This window comes from Bradyrhizobium sp. AUGA SZCCT0158, from assembly GCF_018130065.1.
Classification (GTDB): Bacteria; Pseudomonadota; Alphaproteobacteria; order Rhizobiales; family Xanthobacteraceae; genus Bradyrhizobium.
The window spans coordinates 1-17,012 of record NZ_JAFCME010000008.1 but is presented as its reverse complement, the minus strand read 5'-3'; the positions used below and the strand labels follow the sequence as shown (position 1 = coordinate 17,012).

The 17,012-nt window shown below is 63.2% G+C and carries 18 protein-coding genes; 7 read left to right on the top strand and 11 right to left on the bottom strand.

Annotation, left to right across the window (positions count from 1 at the left end; genetic code table 11):
- Nucleotides 1-138: 138 nt before the first annotated feature.
- The 5 genes from JQ574_RS13170 to JQ574_RS13150 are packed head-to-tail and all read right to left on the bottom strand — an operon-like array spanning nt 139 to nt 3,295.
- Entirely contained in the window at nt 139-891 is a 753-nt protein-coding gene (locus JQ574_RS13170) for an HAD family hydrolase (RefSeq protein WP_249119315.1), read from the bottom strand.
- A complete protein-coding gene (gene hemF / locus JQ574_RS13165; protein ID WP_212209260.1) occupies nt 882-1,769 on the bottom strand; it encodes an oxygen-dependent coproporphyrinogen oxidase in 888 nt (295 codons plus the stop codon). The genes JQ574_RS13170 and hemF overlap by 10 nt, the downstream gene beginning before the upstream one ends.
- 4 nt (nt 1,770-1,773) lie before the next feature.
- Nucleotides 1,774-2,139, bottom strand: a complete 366-nt coding sequence (locus JQ574_RS13160) for a 6-carboxytetrahydropterin synthase (RefSeq protein WP_212209262.1) — start codon at nt 2,137-2,139, stop codon at nt 1,774-1,776.
- A gap of 32 nt (nt 2,140-2,171) precedes the next feature.
- Nucleotides 2,172-2,804, bottom strand: a complete 633-nt coding sequence (gene queE, locus JQ574_RS13155) for a 7-carboxy-7-deazaguanine synthase (protein WP_212209293.1) — start codon at nt 2,802-2,804, stop codon at nt 2,172-2,174.
- A 35-nt stretch (nt 2,805-2,839) separates the two neighbouring features.
- Nucleotides 2,840-3,295, bottom strand: coding sequence for a tRNA (cytidine(34)-2'-O)-methyltransferase (locus JQ574_RS13150; protein WP_212209264.1), 456 nt, complete (start codon nt 3,293-3,295; stop codon nt 2,840-2,842).
- A gap of 278 nt (nt 3,296-3,573) precedes the next feature.
- Between JQ574_RS13150 and petA the strand changes: the two genes are divergently transcribed.
- From petA to JQ574_RS13125, 5 genes are all read left to right on the top strand, one after another.
- The gene (petA, locus tag JQ574_RS13145; protein WP_212209265.1) at nt 3,574-4,104 is read left to right on the top strand and encodes a ubiquinol-cytochrome c reductase iron-sulfur subunit; all 531 of its coding nucleotides are present in this window, start codon (nt 3,574-3,576) and stop codon (nt 4,102-4,104) included.
- A 65-nt stretch (nt 4,105-4,169) separates the two neighbouring features.
- Nucleotides 4,170-6,242: a cytochrome c1 gene (locus JQ574_RS13140; protein ID WP_212209267.1), complete on the top strand. Its 2,073-nt coding sequence runs from the start codon at nt 4,170-4,172 to the stop codon at nt 6,240-6,242.
- 246 nt (nt 6,243-6,488) lie between these two features.
- Nucleotides 6,489-7,163: a dienelactone hydrolase family protein gene (locus tag JQ574_RS13135; protein ID WP_211999025.1), complete on the top strand. Its 675-nt coding sequence runs from the start codon at nt 6,489-6,491 to the stop codon at nt 7,161-7,163.
- A gap of 174 nt (nt 7,164-7,337) precedes the next feature.
- On the top strand, nt 7,338-8,234 hold the full coding sequence (locus JQ574_RS13130; RefSeq protein WP_212209269.1) for an NAD-dependent epimerase/dehydratase family protein: 897 nt from the start codon (nt 7,338-7,340) through the stop codon (nt 8,232-8,234).
- Between the two features lie 35 nt (nt 8,235-8,269).
- Nucleotides 8,270-8,440, top strand: coding sequence for a hypothetical protein (locus JQ574_RS13125; RefSeq protein WP_212209271.1), 171 nt, complete (start codon nt 8,270-8,272; stop codon nt 8,438-8,440).
- 139 nt (nt 8,441-8,579) lie between these two features.
- Here the strand turns inward: JQ574_RS13125 and JQ574_RS13120 are convergent, their stop codons facing one another.
- Nucleotides 8,580-9,590 (bottom strand): VOC family protein, encoded by a 1,011-nt coding sequence (locus tag JQ574_RS13120; protein WP_212209272.1) that lies wholly within the window; start codon nt 9,588-9,590, stop codon nt 8,580-8,582.
- 344 nt (nt 9,591-9,934) lie between these two features.
- On the opposite strand from JQ574_RS13120, the gene JQ574_RS13115 reads away from it, so the two are divergent.
- Nucleotides 9,935-12,097: an anthranilate synthase component I gene (locus JQ574_RS13115; RefSeq protein ID WP_212209273.1), complete on the top strand. Its 2,163-nt coding sequence runs from the start codon at nt 9,935-9,937 to the stop codon at nt 12,095-12,097.
- A gap of 141 nt (nt 12,098-12,238) precedes the next feature.
- Complete coding sequence (locus JQ574_RS13110; RefSeq protein ID WP_212209274.1) at nt 12,239-12,778, top strand: adenine phosphoribosyltransferase; 540 nt, start codon at nt 12,239-12,241, stop codon at nt 12,776-12,778.
- Between the two features lie 144 nt (nt 12,779-12,922).
- Here the strand turns inward: JQ574_RS13110 and JQ574_RS13105 are convergent, their stop codons facing one another.
- From JQ574_RS13105 to JQ574_RS13085, 5 genes are all read right to left on the bottom strand, one after another.
- Nucleotides 12,923-13,255, bottom strand: coding sequence for a GIY-YIG nuclease family protein (locus tag JQ574_RS13105; protein WP_212209275.1), 333 nt, complete (start codon nt 13,253-13,255; stop codon nt 12,923-12,925).
- 92 nt (nt 13,256-13,347) lie between these two features.
- Nucleotides 13,348-14,016 carry a hypothetical protein gene (locus tag JQ574_RS13100; RefSeq protein ID WP_212033234.1) on the bottom strand — a complete coding sequence of 223 codons (669 nt, stop codon included), beginning with the start codon at nt 14,014-14,016 and terminating at the stop codon, nt 13,348-13,350.
- A 59-nt stretch (nt 14,017-14,075) separates the two neighbouring features.
- Nucleotides 14,076-14,834: a hypothetical protein gene (locus tag JQ574_RS13095; RefSeq protein ID WP_212209277.1), complete on the bottom strand. Its 759-nt coding sequence runs from the start codon at nt 14,832-14,834 to the stop codon at nt 14,076-14,078.
- A gap of 157 nt (nt 14,835-14,991) precedes the next feature.
- Nucleotides 14,992-16,191 (bottom strand): M48 family metallopeptidase, encoded by a 1,200-nt coding sequence (locus JQ574_RS13090; protein ID WP_212209278.1) that lies wholly within the window; start codon nt 16,189-16,191, stop codon nt 14,992-14,994.
- A 35-nt stretch (nt 16,192-16,226) separates the two neighbouring features.
- On the bottom strand, nt 16,227-16,787 hold the full coding sequence (locus JQ574_RS13085) for a LemA family protein (RefSeq protein WP_212209282.1): 561 nt from the start codon (nt 16,785-16,787) through the stop codon (nt 16,227-16,229).
- Between the last annotated feature and the right edge of the window lie 225 nt (nt 16,788-17,012).

The window sequence follows — 17,012 nt, the reverse complement described above, 5'->3', positions numbered from 1 at the left end:
ACGGCCGGCGGTTTTCGCGGTGGAGATTAGCGCGGTGGAACCGAAGCTCTAGACTCTTGTTTTGACGCGTTTTCTTCACACGAACCGGTATCCACACCCCCGGATCAAGTCCGAGGGCATGCGCCGCTCGAAAACGCTCTAAGGCAGCAACTCGGTCAGCGAGCGGATGATGCGGTCGGGCTTGATCGTTGAATCCGCGGGGAGGCCGTCGCCGTGTACGTCGATCCAGATCGCGTAGATGCCGAGGCGCTGCGGCGCCACGACTTCCCATTCCAGATTGTCGCCGATCATCCAGGTCTCGGGCGCGGTGACGCCGAGGGCCTCCATCGCGTGCAGATAGGCGCGCTCTTCCGGTTTGCCGAAGCCGTGCTCGCCCTCGATCTGGATGTGATCGAACCTGTGCGACAGCGCGAAACGTTCGACCTTGGCGCGCTGCGGACCGGCGGCGCCGTTGGTCACCAGTGCCAGCTTCACCCCGTGCGCCTTCAGCGCGTCGATCGCGTCATGCGCGCCGGGGAAGACGAACATCTCTTCCTCGCGGTAGGCATGGAACCGGATGGCGAGCCGTGCGGCGAGATCCTGCGACAGCGGCGCGTGGCCGGCGGCGGCAAGCGCTGCAAATCCGTTGCCGACCACGATATGTCGGGCCTCCTCGAGCTTCAGCCGCCATTCGGCTGAGGCCGCGGCCCAGAATTTCCGGCCGGAATCCACGATCGCCGCGGCGACCTGTTGCGATGTGATGGCGCCCAACTCATCGGCAAATTCCGCCGCGACATTGTTCCAGGCGATCTCGGGGCGGCCATAGGCCGACAGGATGGTGTCGTCCATGTCGATCAGCATGGCGCGAGGCAGCTGTGTCATCTTGTTCAGGGCCATTCTGGTCAGGGCCATTTCACTTCGGGGGGCATCGACGACAGGATTGAATCGACATTGCCGCCGGTCTTCAGGCCAAAGGTGGTGCCGCGGTCATAGAGCAGGTTGAATTCGACGTAGCGTCCGCGGCGCACCAGTTGCTCCTCGCGATCGGCCGGTGTCCAGGAGGTGTCGAAATTCTTCCGTACCAGTTCGGGGTAGATTTTCAGGAAGGCGCGGCCGACGTCCTGGGTGAAAGCGAGGTCGGCATCCCAGTCACCTGAATCGTGGTGATCATAGAAAATCCCGCCGATGCCGCGCGCTTCCTTGCGATGCGGCAGGTAGAAATATTCGTCGCACCATTTCTTGTATCGGTCATAATCGGCAGCGCCGTTCGGCCCGCTGCATGCCTGCTTCATCGCCGCGTGAAAGGCGATCGTGTCGGCGTCTTCCTGGCTGCGGCGCCGGTCGAGCACCGGCGTCAGGTCGGCGCCGCCGCCGAACCACGTCTTCGTCGTCACCACGAAGCGGGTGTTCATGTGCACGGCAGGAACGTGCGGGTTGCGCATATGCGCGATGACGGAGATGCCGGATGCCCAGAACCTGGGGTCATCGGTGGCGCCCGGAATCTGCGAGCGGAATTCGGGGCTGAATTCGCCATGCACCGTCGAGCAATGCACGCCGACTTTCTCGAACAACCGTCCGTACATCATCGACATCACGCCGCCGCCACCGGGTTTGCCGGTATGGTCGGCACGGTCCCACGGCGTGCGCACGAAGCGCCCCGCGCTGCCGGGATAGAGTGAGGCGGGTGCATCGTCTTCGAGCCGCTCGAAGGCCGCGCAGATGTCGTCGCGCAGCGCTTCGAACCAGCCCCGCGCCCGCGCCTTGCGATCCTCGATGACGGTGACGTCCATCGGTCTAGCCTTGCGGACCGTAATAGGTGCAGCTCTCGTTGCAGCTGTCGCGGTGAACGCTGACGCGGGTGATCTTTCCGGCGTGCTGGACCCGCTCCCAGATGAAGCGGGACAGGTTTTCCAGGGTCGGCGGGCCGAGCGCCTCGACCTTGTTGAGGAGCTTGTGGTCGAGCGCCTTCTGGACCTCCGCCATGCTGCGTTCCAGCAGGCCGAGATCGAGCACCATCCCCGTGGCGGGATCGGGCGTGCCGCGCATGCTCACTTCGGCGCGAAACGAGTGGCCGTGAATCTCTTCACTATCAGCGCCAAAGGTCGTTCCCGGCAGCGAATGTGCGGCCTCGAAGCGAAACGATTTCGTCAGTTCCCACATTGTGAAAGCTCAAATCCTATCTGATGCCAGTACTACCTGATACCGAGTGTCTTGTGTGTCTGCAGGCTGAGTCGCCATTGCGGGTGCTGCAGGCAATAGTCGATCGCGCGTGCGGTGTTTTCGACCACGTCGGGTCCATCCATCGGCTGCAGCGAGAAGCGCTCGAAGGCGAGACCTTCGAATTGCTCGGGCGCTGCATCCGCTTGCGGATAGACCAGCTTCAATTCATGGCCCCGGCGCACCACGAGATCGGAGCCGGCTTTCGGGCTGACGCAGACCCAGTCCATGCCCTCGGGCGGCTCGATGGTGCCGTTGGTTTCGATGCCGATCTCGAAGCCGCGCGCATGCAGCGCGTCGATGAACGGCGTGTCCACCTGCAGCAGCGGCTCGCCGCCGGTCAGCACGACGTAGCAGTTGTTGTTGGCGCCGGTCCATTGCGCGGCGATGGTGTCGGCGAGCTCATCGGCCGAGGCATAGCGGCCGCCCAGCGTGCCGTCGGTGCCGACGAAATCGGTGTCGCAGAATTTGCAGGTGGCGGAGCTCCGGTCCTGTTCGCGGCCGGTCCAGAGATTGCAGCCGGCGAAACGACAAAACACGGCCGCACGGCCGGCATGCGCGCCTTCGCCCTGCAGGGTCAGAAAGATCTCTTTGACCGCGTAACTCACCATCTCTCCATCAGGTCCCGATCAAGCCTTCTCAATCAAGTTTTGGAACCGGTTTGCCGCAGCGCCTCGCCCAGTGCCATGGCGGCCGCCATCGCGACGTTGAGCGAACGCAGGCCCGGCTTGATCGGGATCACCAGCCGTGCATCGGCGACGCCGGCGACCTCGTCGGGGACCCCTGCGGATTCCCGCCCGAACAGCAGGACGTCGTCCCGCTGGTAGCGGTACTCCAGATAGGAACCGGCCCCCTTGGTCGTAAACAGGACCAGCCGGAAACCCCCGTCGTTACGCCATTGTTCGAATTTTGACCATGAGTCGTGGCGTGTAATAGCGACATGGTCGAGATAGTCCATGCCGGAGCGGCGGAAATGCCGGTCGGAGACCGGAAAGCCCGCGGGCTCGATAATGTGGGCCGCGACATCCAGGCACGCGCACAGGCGCAGAATCGTTCCGGTGTTCTGGGGGATATCGGGCTGGAATAGCGCAATCTGCATGATGCTGGCGGCCCGTGAAGCCCTGATGAAATGACTGAATAATCACAGCTCGACGCGGATTTAGTGCATTGCACGCTTGCGAGCCGATAGCGGGCTTGCGCTCTTACGGCAAGGGTGCCAATAGAACGATTCTGGACTGCTTGTTCCGCCCGGATTGGCCGGGAAAAGTGGTCTTTCTGCCGCCGCGGGGGCCGCGGGCGCCGGCAGCCACTTTCGGGCGCGATTCCAGCGTCTCCGGGGCGGTTCCGCTGGCTGCAGATGAGAAAGGGCTTGGAATCGTGACGACAGCGTCTTCGGCGGACCATCCGACACGCCGTGATTTTCTTTTTGTTGCAACGGGGGCCGTCGCCGCCGTAGGCGCCGCTGCCACCGTGTGGCCGCTCGTTGCCCAGATGAACCCGGACGCCTCGACGATCGCGGCCGGTGCGCCGATCGAGGTCGATCTGACGCCGATTGCCGAAGGGCAGGACATCAAGGTCTTCTGGCGCGGCAAGCCGATCTACATCAGCCACCGCACCAAGAAGCAGATCGAAGAGGCACAAAAGGTTTCGCTGTCGAGCCTGCCCGATCCGCAGCCCGACTCGGCACGCGTCAAGGCGGGCCATGACCAGTGGCTGGTCGTGATCGGCATCTGCACCCATCTCGGCTGCATCCCGATCGCCCATGAGGGCAGTTACGACGGCTTCTTCTGCCCCTGCCACGGTTCGGTGTACGACACCTCGGGCCGCATCCGCTCGGGCCCGGCGCCGACCAACCTGCCGGTGCCGCCCTACACGTTCGTTTCCGATACCAAAATCCAGATCGGCTAAGGCCCCCGGACGCCCGTCCGGGACCTTAATCCGTCGCGTCGTTTTACTTCCTCAGGATCGCATCAATGAGCGGACCATCCGATTTCCAGCCGACCAACCCCGCCTTGAAGTGGATCGAACGGCGTCTCCCGATCATGGGTCTCGTCCATTCCTCGTTCGTGGCCTATCCGACGCCGCGTAACCTGAACTACTGGTGGACCTTCGGCGCCATCCTCTCGATGATGCTGGCCCTGCAGATCGTGACCGGCGTGATCCTGGCGATGCACTACACGCCGCATGCCGATCTCGCTTTCAAATCGGTCGAACTGATCGTCCGCGACGTCAACTACGGCTGGCTGCTGCGCAATATGCACGCCTGTGGCGCCTCGATGTTCTTCTTCGCCGTCTACATCCACATGTTCCGCGGCCTGTATTACGGGTCGTACAAGGAGCCGCGCGAAATCCTCTGGATCCTCGGCGTCATCATCTACCTCTTGATGATGGCGACCGGCTTCATGGGTTACGTGCTGCCGTGGGGCCAGATGAGCTTCTGGGGCGCCACCGTCATCACCAATCTGTTCTCGGCCGTGCCGTATTTCGGCGAGAGCATCGTGACGCTGCTGTGGGGCGGCTATTCGGTCGGCAATCCGACGCTGAACCGCTTCTTCTCGCTGCACTATCTGTTGCCGTTCGTGATCGCCGGCGTGGTCGTGCTGCACATCTGGGCGCTGCACGTTGCGGGCCAGAACAATCCGGCCGGCGTCGAGGCGAAGACCGAAAAGGACACCGTGCCTTTCACGCCCTACGCCACCATCAAGGATGCGTTCGGCGTCTCCTGCTTCCTGCTGTTCTTCGCCTGGTTCATCTTCTACATGCCGAACTATCTCGGCGAAGCCGACAACTACATCCCGGCCAATCCCGGCGTGACGCCGCCGCATATCGTGCCGGAATGGTACTATCTGCCGTTCTACGCGATCCTGCGCTCGATCCCGAACAAGCTCGCCGGTGTGGTGGCGATGTTCGGTGCGATCCTGATCCTGGCTTTCCTGCCCTGGCTGGACAACGCGAAGACCCGCTCCTCGAAGTATCGCCCGCTGGCGAAGCAGTTCTTCTGGGTCTTCGTCGTCGTCTGTCTGCTGCTGGGCTGGCTCGGTTCCAAGCCCGCCGAAGGCATCTACGTGGTCGCCGGCCGGATCCTGACCTTCATGTACTTCGCCTATTTCCTGATCCTGCTGCCGCTCTTGAGCCGGATCGAGACGCCGCGGCCGGTGCCGAATTCGATCGCCGACGACGTGCTGGCCAAGACCGGAAGCAAGTCGACACCGATGGTTTCGACGGTGCTTGCGCTCCTCGTCGCCGGCGGGTTGTTGGCCGGCGGCATGCAGCATGCTCGCGCGGCGGAGGGCCAGGAAAAACCGCCCGGAAACAAGTGGTCGTTCGCTGGCCCGGTCGGCAAGTTCGATCGCGGCGCGCTGCAGCGCGGCCTGAAGGTTTACAAGGAAGTCTGCGCGTCCTGTCACGGCCTGTCCTACATCGCCTTCCGCAACCTCGCCGAAGCCGGCGGTCCCGGTTATTCGGTGGCGCAGGCGGCAGCGTTCGCGTCCGATTACAAGGTCAAGGACGGTCCGGACGACAAGGGCGAGATGTTCGAGCGGCCGGGCCGGCCGGCCGACTATTTCCCGTCACCGTTCCCGAACGAGAATGCGGCGCGGGCCGCCAATGGCGGCGCGTTTCCGCCGGACCTGTCGCTGATCAACAAGGCGCGTTCCTACCCGCGCGGCTTTCCGCAGTTCCTGGTCGACTTCTTCACCCAGTACCAGGAGCAGGGCCCGGATTACGTTTCGGCCGTGCTGCAGGGCTATGAAGACAAGCCGCCAGCCGGCTTCTCGCTTCCAGAAGGTTCCTATTACAACAAGTACTTCCCCGGCCACGCCATCAAGATGCCGAAGCCGCTCAGTGACGGCCAGGTGACCTATGACGACGGCGCGCCGGCCACCGTCGCGCAGTACTCCAAGGACGTCACCACGTTCCTGATGTGGACCGCGGAACCGCACATGGAGGCGCGGAAGCGGCTCGGTCTGCAGGTGTTCGTGTTCCTGATCCTGCTCACGGGGTTGCTGTACTTCACCAAGAAGAAGGTCTGGGCCAACGCGCACTAAGCGCTGGGTTCATCGCAATTCGGAAAAGCCCCTGCGGGGGCTTTTTTGTTGGGTTCGTCATTGCGAGCCACCCGGTCGGCGTGCAGCGCCGCCGGATGGACAGGCTCCGCGAAGCAATCCACCTATCCGTTATGCGGCGGCATGGATTGCTTCGCTGCGCTCGCAATGACGGCTAATGGATTGCTTCCGGACCCCACAGCGGACAAAATGGCCGCCAATCGCTCCCCAAAAAATACGGAGGACCCCATGGGAACCAGCATCACTTTCAAGCGTCCCGACGGCAAGGACGCGGCCGGCTATCTCGCCAATGCGGCGCGCGGCAACGCGCCGGGCGTGGTCGTGATCCAGGAATGGTGGGGGCTGCAGGACCAGATCAAGGGCATGTGCGACCGCTTCGCGGCGGCCGGGTTCGACGCGCTGGCGCCGGATCTCTACAAGGGCACGGTGGTGCCGTATCACGACACGGACGCCGCCGGCAAAGAGATGAACTCGCTGGATTTCATGGATGCGACGACGCAGACCGTGCGCGGCGCCGCGCAATATCTCGCCAAGAACGGCGCCAAGGTCGGCCTGACCGGCTTTTGTCTCGGCGGTGCCGTCACCATCATCGGCGCCACCAAGATTCCGGAGCTCACGGCCGGTGTGGTGTTCTACGGCATCCCGCCCGAGCAGGCGGCAAAACCGGCGGACGTGAAAATTCCGCTGCAGGGCCACTTCGCCAACAAGGACGACTGGTGCACGCCGGCGCTGGTCGACGGTTTCGAAAAGGCGATGAAGGAAGCGGGCAAGTCGCTGGAGCTGTTCCGCTATGACGCCGAGCACGGCTTTGGCAACGAACAGCGCCTGTCGGTGCACGACCGGCAGTGCGCGGAGCTCGCCTGGGGCCGCGCTACGGAGTTTTTCAGGAAGCATCTAGGGTAAGACGTCTCCTTGTCATTGCGAGCCAACGGGTCGGCGCGAAGCGCCGCCCGATGACAGGCTCCGCGAAGCAATCCATGTTTCAGCTTGCGGCGCTATAGATGCTTCGTCCGCTTCGCTCCCTTGCACAAACGCTTCGCGTTTGTTGCAGGCAATGACGATAGATAGAGGTTGAGAATGAAAATCTTCTGCACAGGCGCGTCCGGTTATATCGGCGGATCGGTGGCGGCTCATCTCGTGGCCGCCGGACATCAGGTCACCGGCCTGGTTCGTTCCCCGGAAAAGGCCGATGCGGTGCGCGCCCGCGGCATCGAGCCGTTATCGGGAACGCTGGATGACGCAGAGATCTTGGCGCAAGCGGCGCGCGCCGCCGACATCGTCATCAATGCGGCCAGTGCTGATCACAAGGGCGCGGTGGATGCCCTGCTTGGCGCGCTGGCCGGAAGCGGCAAGCCGTTCATCCATACCTCGGGTTCGAGCATCATCGGCACACAGTCCAAGGGCCAGCGCTCCGATGCGGTGTTCGATGAAGACACGCCGTTTACGCCATCGCCTGCGCGTGCGGCGCGGGTCGCGCTGAACGAATTGATCCTGTCCTATCGCGACAAGGGCTGCCGTCCCGTCATCATTTGCCCGAGCCTGATCTACGGCATCGGCCATGGGGCGGGACGCGACAGCGTGCAGGTACCTTTCCTGATAAAGCTCGCGAAAAAACGCGGCAACGCGGCCCATGCCGGTCCCGGCGAGAATATCTGGTCGAACGTTCATATCGACGATCTCGTGACGCTCTATGCGCTCGCGATCGAGAAGGCGCCAGCCGGCGCGTTCTACTTCGCCGAGAATGGCGAGGATTCGATGCGCGAGGTTTGCGAAGCCATCAACCGCATGCTGGGTTTTGCTGGACCGCCATCGGCAATGTCGATGGAAGAGGCGGTCGCCGAATGGGGCGAGGGCACGGCTGAAAACACGATGGCATCCAACAGCCGCGTGCGTGCGGTGCGGGCACGGCAGCTCGGCTGGAAGCCGCAGGCGCGCAGCCTGATCGAGGAGATCGAGCAGGGCTGTTATCGGTAGCAGGCAACCCGGCGTGGATCGGAGGGTGAGTTCGAATGGTACCAACTATCCAGCCAGACCAAGAACCGATCGCGGTCGGCGAAGGTGTGTTCGCCGTGCCGCAAGCGCATCGGTCGGCGGTGCTGGAGGGGCTGGAACAGGCCGAACTCGGAGAGTTCGCGAGCGATGAGGAGATGGCCGCACTTTGGGAGAGGTGTGGTCTGTGAACTATAGCTCTGTCGTCCCTGCGAACGCAGGGACCCATAGCCACCAGCGATAATTGTTTTGCACGCTGGTCGCTATCTTCCTCTTTCAGCAACAGAGGCCGCGGCGTATGGGTCCCTGCGTTCGCAGGGACGACATCCGTTATGAGGAGCCGGCATCGCCCCGCACCCCGTCCCACCACGCGCACGTGCCCGACATCAGCTGGTAATTGCCTTCCATCACCTGCACCGGCGCGCGCAGGCCCTCGGTGGCGGCTTGCATCCGCATCTGGCGCGCGGTCTCGCGGTCTTTCGGCGGCAGCCAGACCCGTTCATGTCCCCACAGGCTGGGGCCGTGATGCATTTCGACCGGCTGCCATGTCGAAGGATCGATCTCGCGGCCGCCCCAGCCGCATTCGATCATGAAGGACGACGGTGTCCTGGCGTAGAACGAGGTCATGAAATCGTTGGTGTGGCGGCCGAGCGTGACGCCGACGCGGTCGGGCTGCATCATCGCGATGTCGTAGGATTGCCCGACATCGTCGAGCGAGAACAATTCCACCATCAGATGATGCATGCCGTTCCTGCCGGTCTCGATCAGCGCCAGGCTGTGATGCCGCGCGTTGACGTGAAAGAAATAGGCGCGGAACGGCTTTTCGATGTAGTCGGAAAGCCCGAAGCCGAGCACGTCGACATAGAACGCCATCATCGGATCGATGTGCTCGACGGTCAGCACGGCATGTCCGAGGCCGAGCGGACCGGTGCGAAAGCCCGAGATCGAGCGGCCCGGACTGAACGGCGTCTCGTCGATCTCGGCGCCGTAAAACGCCTCGAGCCGGTTGCCGCCGGGATCGCGAAACGAGATCAGGCCGCGCACGCGCCGGGCATCGGCCAGCGTCTGCGGCTCGGCCGTGACGGTGATGCCGGCTTGTTCGAGCCGGGCGGCGAGCTGGTCCAACGCCGCCGCGTCGGCGACTTCCCAGCCGAAGAAGCGCGCGCCTTCGCCCATCGCGCGGTCGATGACGATGCGCTGCTTGCGGTCGTCCATCCGGAAGGCGAGCAGCGAGTTGCCGCGCTCGACCGCCTGCAGGCCGACCAGGGAGGTCCCGAACTGGCGCCAGTCCTCCAGCGCATCAGATCCGAAGCCCGCGTATCCCAGACCCAGCAATGCCATCCCTTGCCTCCGCCTGCCTGTTGTTTTCGGGCGTTGTTGCCGCCGCCGCTTGGGCCGGATGCTACGCGGATTTTGGCCGTTTCAAACCCCAAAAGATAGCCGGCTGGGCAGGCCAGGGCGCCGAGGCCTCCCTTGACATCGCTCGCGGCGGATGGTGATTAAGCGACATGAGCACCGCCGTCCGCCCATCCCGTCTTTGGTGGCGCACCTCTTAAGAGGTGGCCGGTGCGATTTCATTTTAACAATCGTCGAAGGTCGCCATCGCAGTGCGACCGGCGGTTTGTTTATTTGCCCTTCGTTTGTCCTGTGTGGCGTTCCCTCACCAAGTTTCGTAAGAGGATCACATGAACAGGACCGTCTTCTCCCTGCCCGAGCACAGCGATTACCGGACCGTCAGTGGTCTTGCGATCTCGCGCACCGTCGAGCAATTTTCCGGCGACGCCAAGCGGCTCGATGACCTGATCGACCTGCTCGACCGCCGCCGTGGCGTGGTGCTGTCTTCGGGCACCACGGTGCCGGGCCGCTACGAGAGCTTTGACCTCGGTTTTTCCGATCCGCCGTTGGTGCTGGAAACCGAGGGCGCGAATTTCGCGCTCAGCGCGCTGAACGGGCGCGGCGAGGTGCTGATCGCCTTTCTCGGCGAGGTCCTGCGCGAACCTTGCGTCGTCGTCACCGAGCAGAGCGCGTCGCGTCTCGCCGGCCATATCATCCGGGGCCCCGCGCCTGTCGATGAAGACCAGCGCACCCGACGCGCCAGCGTGATGTCGCTGGTGCGCGATCTGGTGGCGAGCTTCACCGCCAATGACGATCCGCTGCTCGGCCTGTTCGGCGCCTTCGCCTACGACCTCGTATTTCAGATCGAGGACCTCGTGCAGAAGCGCGCGCGCGAGGCCGACCAGCGCGACATCGTGCTGTATGTGCCGGATCGCCTGCTCGCCTATGACCGCGCCACCGGCCGAGGCGTGGTGCTGAGTTACGATTTCGCCTGGAACGGCAGATCCACTGCCGGCCTGCCGCGCGACACCGCCGAGAGCGTCTACACCAAGACGCCGCGGCAGGGTTTTGCCGATCACGCGCCCGGCGAATACCAGGCGACGGTTGAGACCGCACGCGCCGCATTCGCGCGCGGCGATCTGTTCGAGGCGGTGCCCGGGCAGTTATTCGCCGAGCCGTGCGAGCGTTCGCCCGCCGAAGTGTTCCAGCGGCTCTGCCGCATCAACCCGTCGCCCTATGGCGCGTTGATGAATCTCGGCGAGGGCGAGTTTCTCGTCGCGGCCTCGCCGGAAATGTTCGTGCGCTCCGACGGACGGCGGGTCGAGACCTGCCCGATCTCGGGCACCATCGCGCGCGGTGTCGACGCGATCGGCGATGCCGAGCAAATCCGGCAATTGCTGAATTCGGAAAAAGACGAATTCGAGCTCAACATGTGCACCGACGTCGACCGCAACGACAAGGCGCGCGTCTGCGTCCCCGGCACCATCAAGGTGCTGGCGCGGCGCCAGATCGAGACCTACTCAAAGCTGTTCCACACCGTCGACCATGTCGAAGGCATTTTGCGCCCCGGCTTCGACTCGCTTGATGCGTTCATGACCCACGCCTGGGCGGTGACGGTGACGGGTGCGCCGAAATTATGGGCGATGCAGTTCGTCGAGGACAATGAGCGCTCGTCCCGGCGCTGGTATGCCGGCGCCATTGGCGCTGTGAATTTCGACGGCAGCATCAACACCGGGCTTACCATCCGCACCATCCGGATGAAGGATGGGCTCGCCGAAGTGCGCGTCGGCGCGACCTGTCTGTTCGATTCAGATCCCGCCGCCGAAGACCGGGAATGCCAGGTCAAGGCGGCCGCCCTGTTCCAGGCGCTGCGCGGCGATCCGCCGAAGCCGCTGTCGGCGTTCGCGCCTGACGCGACCGGCTCGGGCAAGAAGGTGCTGTTGATCGATCACGACGACAGCTTCGTGCACATGCTGGCGGATTATTTCCGGCAGGTCGGCGCGTCCGTGACCGTGGTCCGGCATGTTCATGCGCAGCAGATGCTGAACCAGAAAATCTGGGATCTGCTGGTGCTGTCGCCGGGTCCCGGCCGGCCCGAGGATTTCGGGATCTCGAAAACCATAGGAACGGCGCTGGAGAAGAAGCTGCCGATCTTCGGCGTCTGCCTCGGCGTGCAGGCAATTGGCGAATATTTCGGCGGCCAGCTCGGGCAACTCGGCCAGCCCGCGCACGGCCGGCCGTCGCGGGTCCAGGTGCGGGGCGGGCGGCTGATGCAGAACCTGCCCAACGAGATCGTGATCGGCCGTTATCACTCGCTCTATGTCGAGCGCGACAGCGTTCCCGACGTGTTGCAGGTCACCGCAACCACCGAGGATGGGGTTGCGATGGCGATCGAACACAAGACCCTGCCGGTCGGCGGCGTGCAGTTTCATCCGGAATCGCTGATGTCGCTCGGCGACGAGGTGGGTTTGCGTATTGTCGAGAACGCGTTCCGGCTGCATGTTACGAATTGAACGGGGACGTCATTGCGAGGAGCACTTGCGACGAAGCAATCCACCCCTTGGCGGCCATGGATTGCTTCGCGGAGCCTGTCATCCGGCGGCGCTGCGGGCCGACCGGGTGGCTCGCAATGACGAAGAGGAAAAGAGAAACCGATGACGTTTGAACATGACCTGAAGGCCACCGTCCGCACTATTCCGGATTACCCGAAGAAAGGCATCCTGTTCCGCGACATCACCACGCTGCTCGCGGATGCGCGCGCGTTCCGCCGTTCGGTCGATGAACTGGTGCAGCCCTGGGCCGGCAGCAAGGTCGACAAGGTCGCCGGCATCGAGGCGAGGGGATTCATCCTCGGCGGCGCGGTGGCGCATCAGGTCTCCGCCGGCTTCGTGCCGATCCGCAAGAAAGGCAAGCTGCCGCACACCACCGTGCGGATCGCTTATTCGCTGGAATACGGCCTCGATGAAATGGAGATGCATGCCGACGCCGTGCAGCCCGGCGAGCGGGTCATCCTGGTCGACGATCTCATCGCCACCGGCGGCACCGCGGAAGGCGCGGTGAAGCTGCTGCGCCAGATCGGCGCCAATGTGGTCGCGGCCTGTTTCATCGTCGACCTGCCTGATCTGGGCGGCGCCGACAAGCTGCGGGCGATGGACGTGCCGGTACGAACACTGATGGCGTTCGAAGGGCATTGAGTTTTAAACTCTCGACACGTCGTCCCTGCGAACGCAGGGACCCATAGCCACCGAAGGCCGTAGGTAGAGAAAGCCGTCTGCTATCTTGTCCTCATCGTGAGGCAGCGGTATGGGTCCCAACACGTTCGCAGGGACGACACCTGATTAAACCGCCTGGGCGCCGAGTTGCGTGCGCCAGTGCTTCAGACGCTCTTTCAACAGCGCGTCCCTGATGTAGGACGTCTCTTCCTCTTCCAGCCGCTCGCATTCCGCGAAAGTCAGATTTTCGGGCCCATGCGTGGTCCATGCCGCCTGCAGGCTGCGGCAGGTGTGGCTGCCCTGGCGCAGCGAAAACCAGATCCGGTTCTTGATCTTTTCGAGGTCAGGGGCCTGACCGACCCACTGCTCGGCCGAGGCCTTGCTGCGGATCACGAAAATCCCCGCGATGGTCTTCCGCGACTTGTAGGCGGCGATGGCGGCTTTTCTGTCTGATGTCACCGGAGGCCTTGGGCGGGTTGCTGTCGGGGAAGGCGATAGCAGCCAGGTGAGATCAGGTCAATATTACCCGGGTAATATTATCGAGGCCGGCCTCACGACCGCTGCAGAATCAGGCTGAGTTCCAGCTCCCGAAAACTGGTGTAATTCCTGCGGATCCATTGATGCAGTTCGGTCGAGGAATCCTTTTCCTGGCGCAGATAGCCCGTGAAGGAGAAGGTCAGCCGGTCGATATAGGTCTTCAGGAACACCGGCAGCGCCGATATCCGGAGCACGCGTCCCCGTTCCATCGCGGCGGGCAATTCGCCGCGCACCACGTGCTCATTGTCGATCGCGATCAGCGCATTCGCGGGAATTTGCTGCTTCAGCATGTGGTAGGCGGTGGCCGAGGCGCGGTCGGTATCGGCCACGAACAGGATCACCGGCGCGACGCCGCGGCGCACGGCTTCCTTCATGAAGCCGATCTCATCGATCATCTTGAAGAACTCGTCGAAGGCGTGGAAACCGAGGTCGATGACCTTGGCGACGCTGTCATTGACGATCAGGCGGTCCATCAGCTGCATCTTGCCGAAGGTGTCGATGACGTCGGCCGTCTCGGTGGTGCGCGGCAGATATTCCAGCAGCGAGGGCTCCTTCAGGTTGATGTCGAAGGAGATCACCGTGCCGTTCTTCAACAGCAGGAATTCGCTGAGCAGCCGCGCGATCAGCGTCTTGCCGACCAGCGGGCGGGGCGAGCAGATGATGTAGACGGACGTGGGGCTCATCACGCGCTATATCAGGCGATTTTTCCGCCTAATCCAGCCCCATCGCGCATCTTGCGCGATTATTTTTCGCCGCTGCGGGTGCTCGATTTGCCGCTGCCGCCGCCGACCAGGTCGGTCAGCTTGATGCGGTCGAACTCGCTCCAGACATTGGCGAGCCAGTGCCGGACATAGCCGCGCAGCACGAACGAATAGTTCGCGGCCTCGTCGCTGGTGCCCTTGTTGGCGACGAATTTGAGGAACGGCACCGAGGAGACCTCGACCTGCTCATAGGCCATTTCGTTGAGCTTGGGGATCGTGAGCTCGGTGGCATCCTTGATGCGGTGGAAATAGGAATTGTAGGTCGCCTGGTCCCACTGGAAGAACTGGGTGTCGTTGATGAAGTTCTTCACCAGGTAATATTTGGCGCCCTGCATGAAGTTCGCGGTCTCGGCGATTTCGTCCAGCGACGCGATCGAGGGGCCCAGGATATGGAACACGGCAAAGGTGATCTGGCCGGCCTTGGCGGCATCGAGGAAGCCAATGTCGCGGAGTGAGGCCAGCGCCGGCGACAGCAGTCCGGCGCGCACGTCGATCACGGTCACCGAGGTCCCGGCATTGAGCGTGTCGAAGATTTTCATCTGGTCCGCGGTCGTCGTCATGTCGACGATCTGGGTGATGTCGGGGTGGAAGCGCTTCAGCGTGCCGCGCGGCGACTCGGTGTCGAACGCCCGGGTCGGGACGTTATTGGCGCTGAAATAATCCAGCAGCGTTCGCGACACGGTCGTCTTGCCGACCCCGCCCTTGTCCGCGCCGACCACAATCACGACTGGCTTTGCCATGGAATTTCCTACTACGCGCCCCCGATCGCGGGAGCGATCGGCAGGTCCCCATATACCTGTTTGGGCGCGAACATGGCAGAAACAAGGGAGAATTCAATTCCTGGAGCCCGCACCGGCGTTATTCGTAGGTAATTCGTTAATGTCGCCGTACCGAGGCTCAGCTGTGCCGGCCCCAGGGTCCCCAGCGAGGACTCTGTCGCGGACCTTGCGGCAGGCCCGCGGGTGCTGCGGCATCGCTCCACGGACCGTGGGGGACCCGGGGCGGCAGTTGATCCGCCGACTGCGGTTCCGCCTGATTCTCCGGCTCGTCGTCGGCCTCGTCAGGCAGGGCCAGCGGGCCCGGATCGCGGCCGCCGGCGTACTGCACCAGCGCCTTGACCCGCGAATCCACCGACGGATGGGTCGCGAACAGATCGGCAAATCCCTCGCGGGGATTGTCGAAGCACAGTTCCATCACCGCCGAGGTGGCGCCGGGAAGCTCGCCCCGATTTTCGATCTTGCGCAGCGCCGTGATCATGGCGTCCGGGTTCTTGGTGAGTTCGACCGAGCCGGCGTCGGCCAGCAATTCGCGCGACCGCGACAGCGCCAGTTTGACCACCTGCGACAGCAGCCAGGCCAGCAGGATCAGGACAACCGCGATAATGACGACGATAATCGCACCGCCGCCGGAGCTCTTGTTGTCGCTGTCCGAGGACGAAGAGGACGACGAACGCGAGGACGAGGATGACCACGATCCGCCGGACGAATTCCACGACAAATTGGTGAACATCCGGAAGAACAATTCGCCGAAGAAGCCGACCACGCCGGCGATGATGACCGCGATCACCATCAGCTGCACGTCGCCGTTGCGGATATGGGTCAGCTCATGGCCCAGCACCGCTTCGATCTCCTGATCGTTGAGCGTCCTCAGCAGCCCTGTGGTGACGGTGATGGCGTATTGCCGGCGGTTGAGGCCGCTCGCGAATGCGTTCAGCGCCGGGCTGTCCATCACCTTCAGCTTCGGCATCGGAAGGCCGCGCGAGATGCAGAGGTTTTCCAGGAGATTATAGAGCCGCGGCTGCTGCTTTCGCGTCACGTCCTCGCCGCCGGTGACGGCGTCGATCATGTTCTGGTGGAAGAAATAGGCGATCACGATCCAGAGCGCGGCGATGCCTGTCGCATAGGGAAAGGCCGTGACCAGATCGCGCGCTGCGGCCCGCAAATAATAATCGACCGAGCGGTCGCTGCGGATCACGACTTCCGCCAGCAGCGCGCCGGCATAGACCAGCACGTAGATCAGCAGGAACAGGCCGGCGAGCAGCAGCATCGAACGGAACTTGTTCGATGCGATATGCGTGTAGAGCCCGTACGCGGCCATGATGTGTGCTGCTTCTCGCCGGAATATCGCGGCCGTTAGAACTTTACGGTCGGCACGACCTCGACTTCGGTGCGGCTGGCGCCGAGATCGAAGAATTCCTTTTTGGTGAAGCCGAACATGCCGGCGAACAGCGCGGCGGGCAGCTGCTGGATGCCGGTGTTGTATTCCTGGACCGCGTTGTTGAAGAAGCGGCGGCTCGAGGCGATCTTGTTTTCGAGGTCGGACAGTTCGCCGGCGAGCTGCTGGAAATTGGCGTTGGCCTTGAGGTCCGGATAGGCCTCCGACAGCGCGATCAGGCGGCCGAGCGCACCGCTCAGCTGGTTCTCGGCGGCGCCGATCTGCGCCGGCCCCTGCGCCGACATCGCGGAGTTGCGGGCCTTGATGACGTCATCCAGCGTGCCGCGCTCGTGGCTGGCGTAGCCCTTTACGGTCTCGACCAGGTTCGGGATCAGGTCGTGACGCTGCTTGAGCTGGACGTCGATGTCGGCAAAAGCCTGGCTGACACGCTGGCTCAGCGCGACCAGGCGGTTATACGCACCGATGGCGAACAACACGAGAATGACAATGACGCCGATAACGATCCAGCTCGTCGACATGGCAGACAACTCCTGATGAGACGAAGAAAGTGTGGAACCTAGACGAAAACCGGGGCGTGCGGCAGCCCGCCGCGACGTGGGGGCTTCGTTTAGTCGAAACGAGCGATGGATAAGTTCAAGCTTTTGTCGTCCCGGCGAAGGCCCTAGGGCATGCACACATCTGATGTCGGGGATTCCCGAATCGGCATTTTGTGTGATTCATATTGTGACACTTCGGCTTTGGCA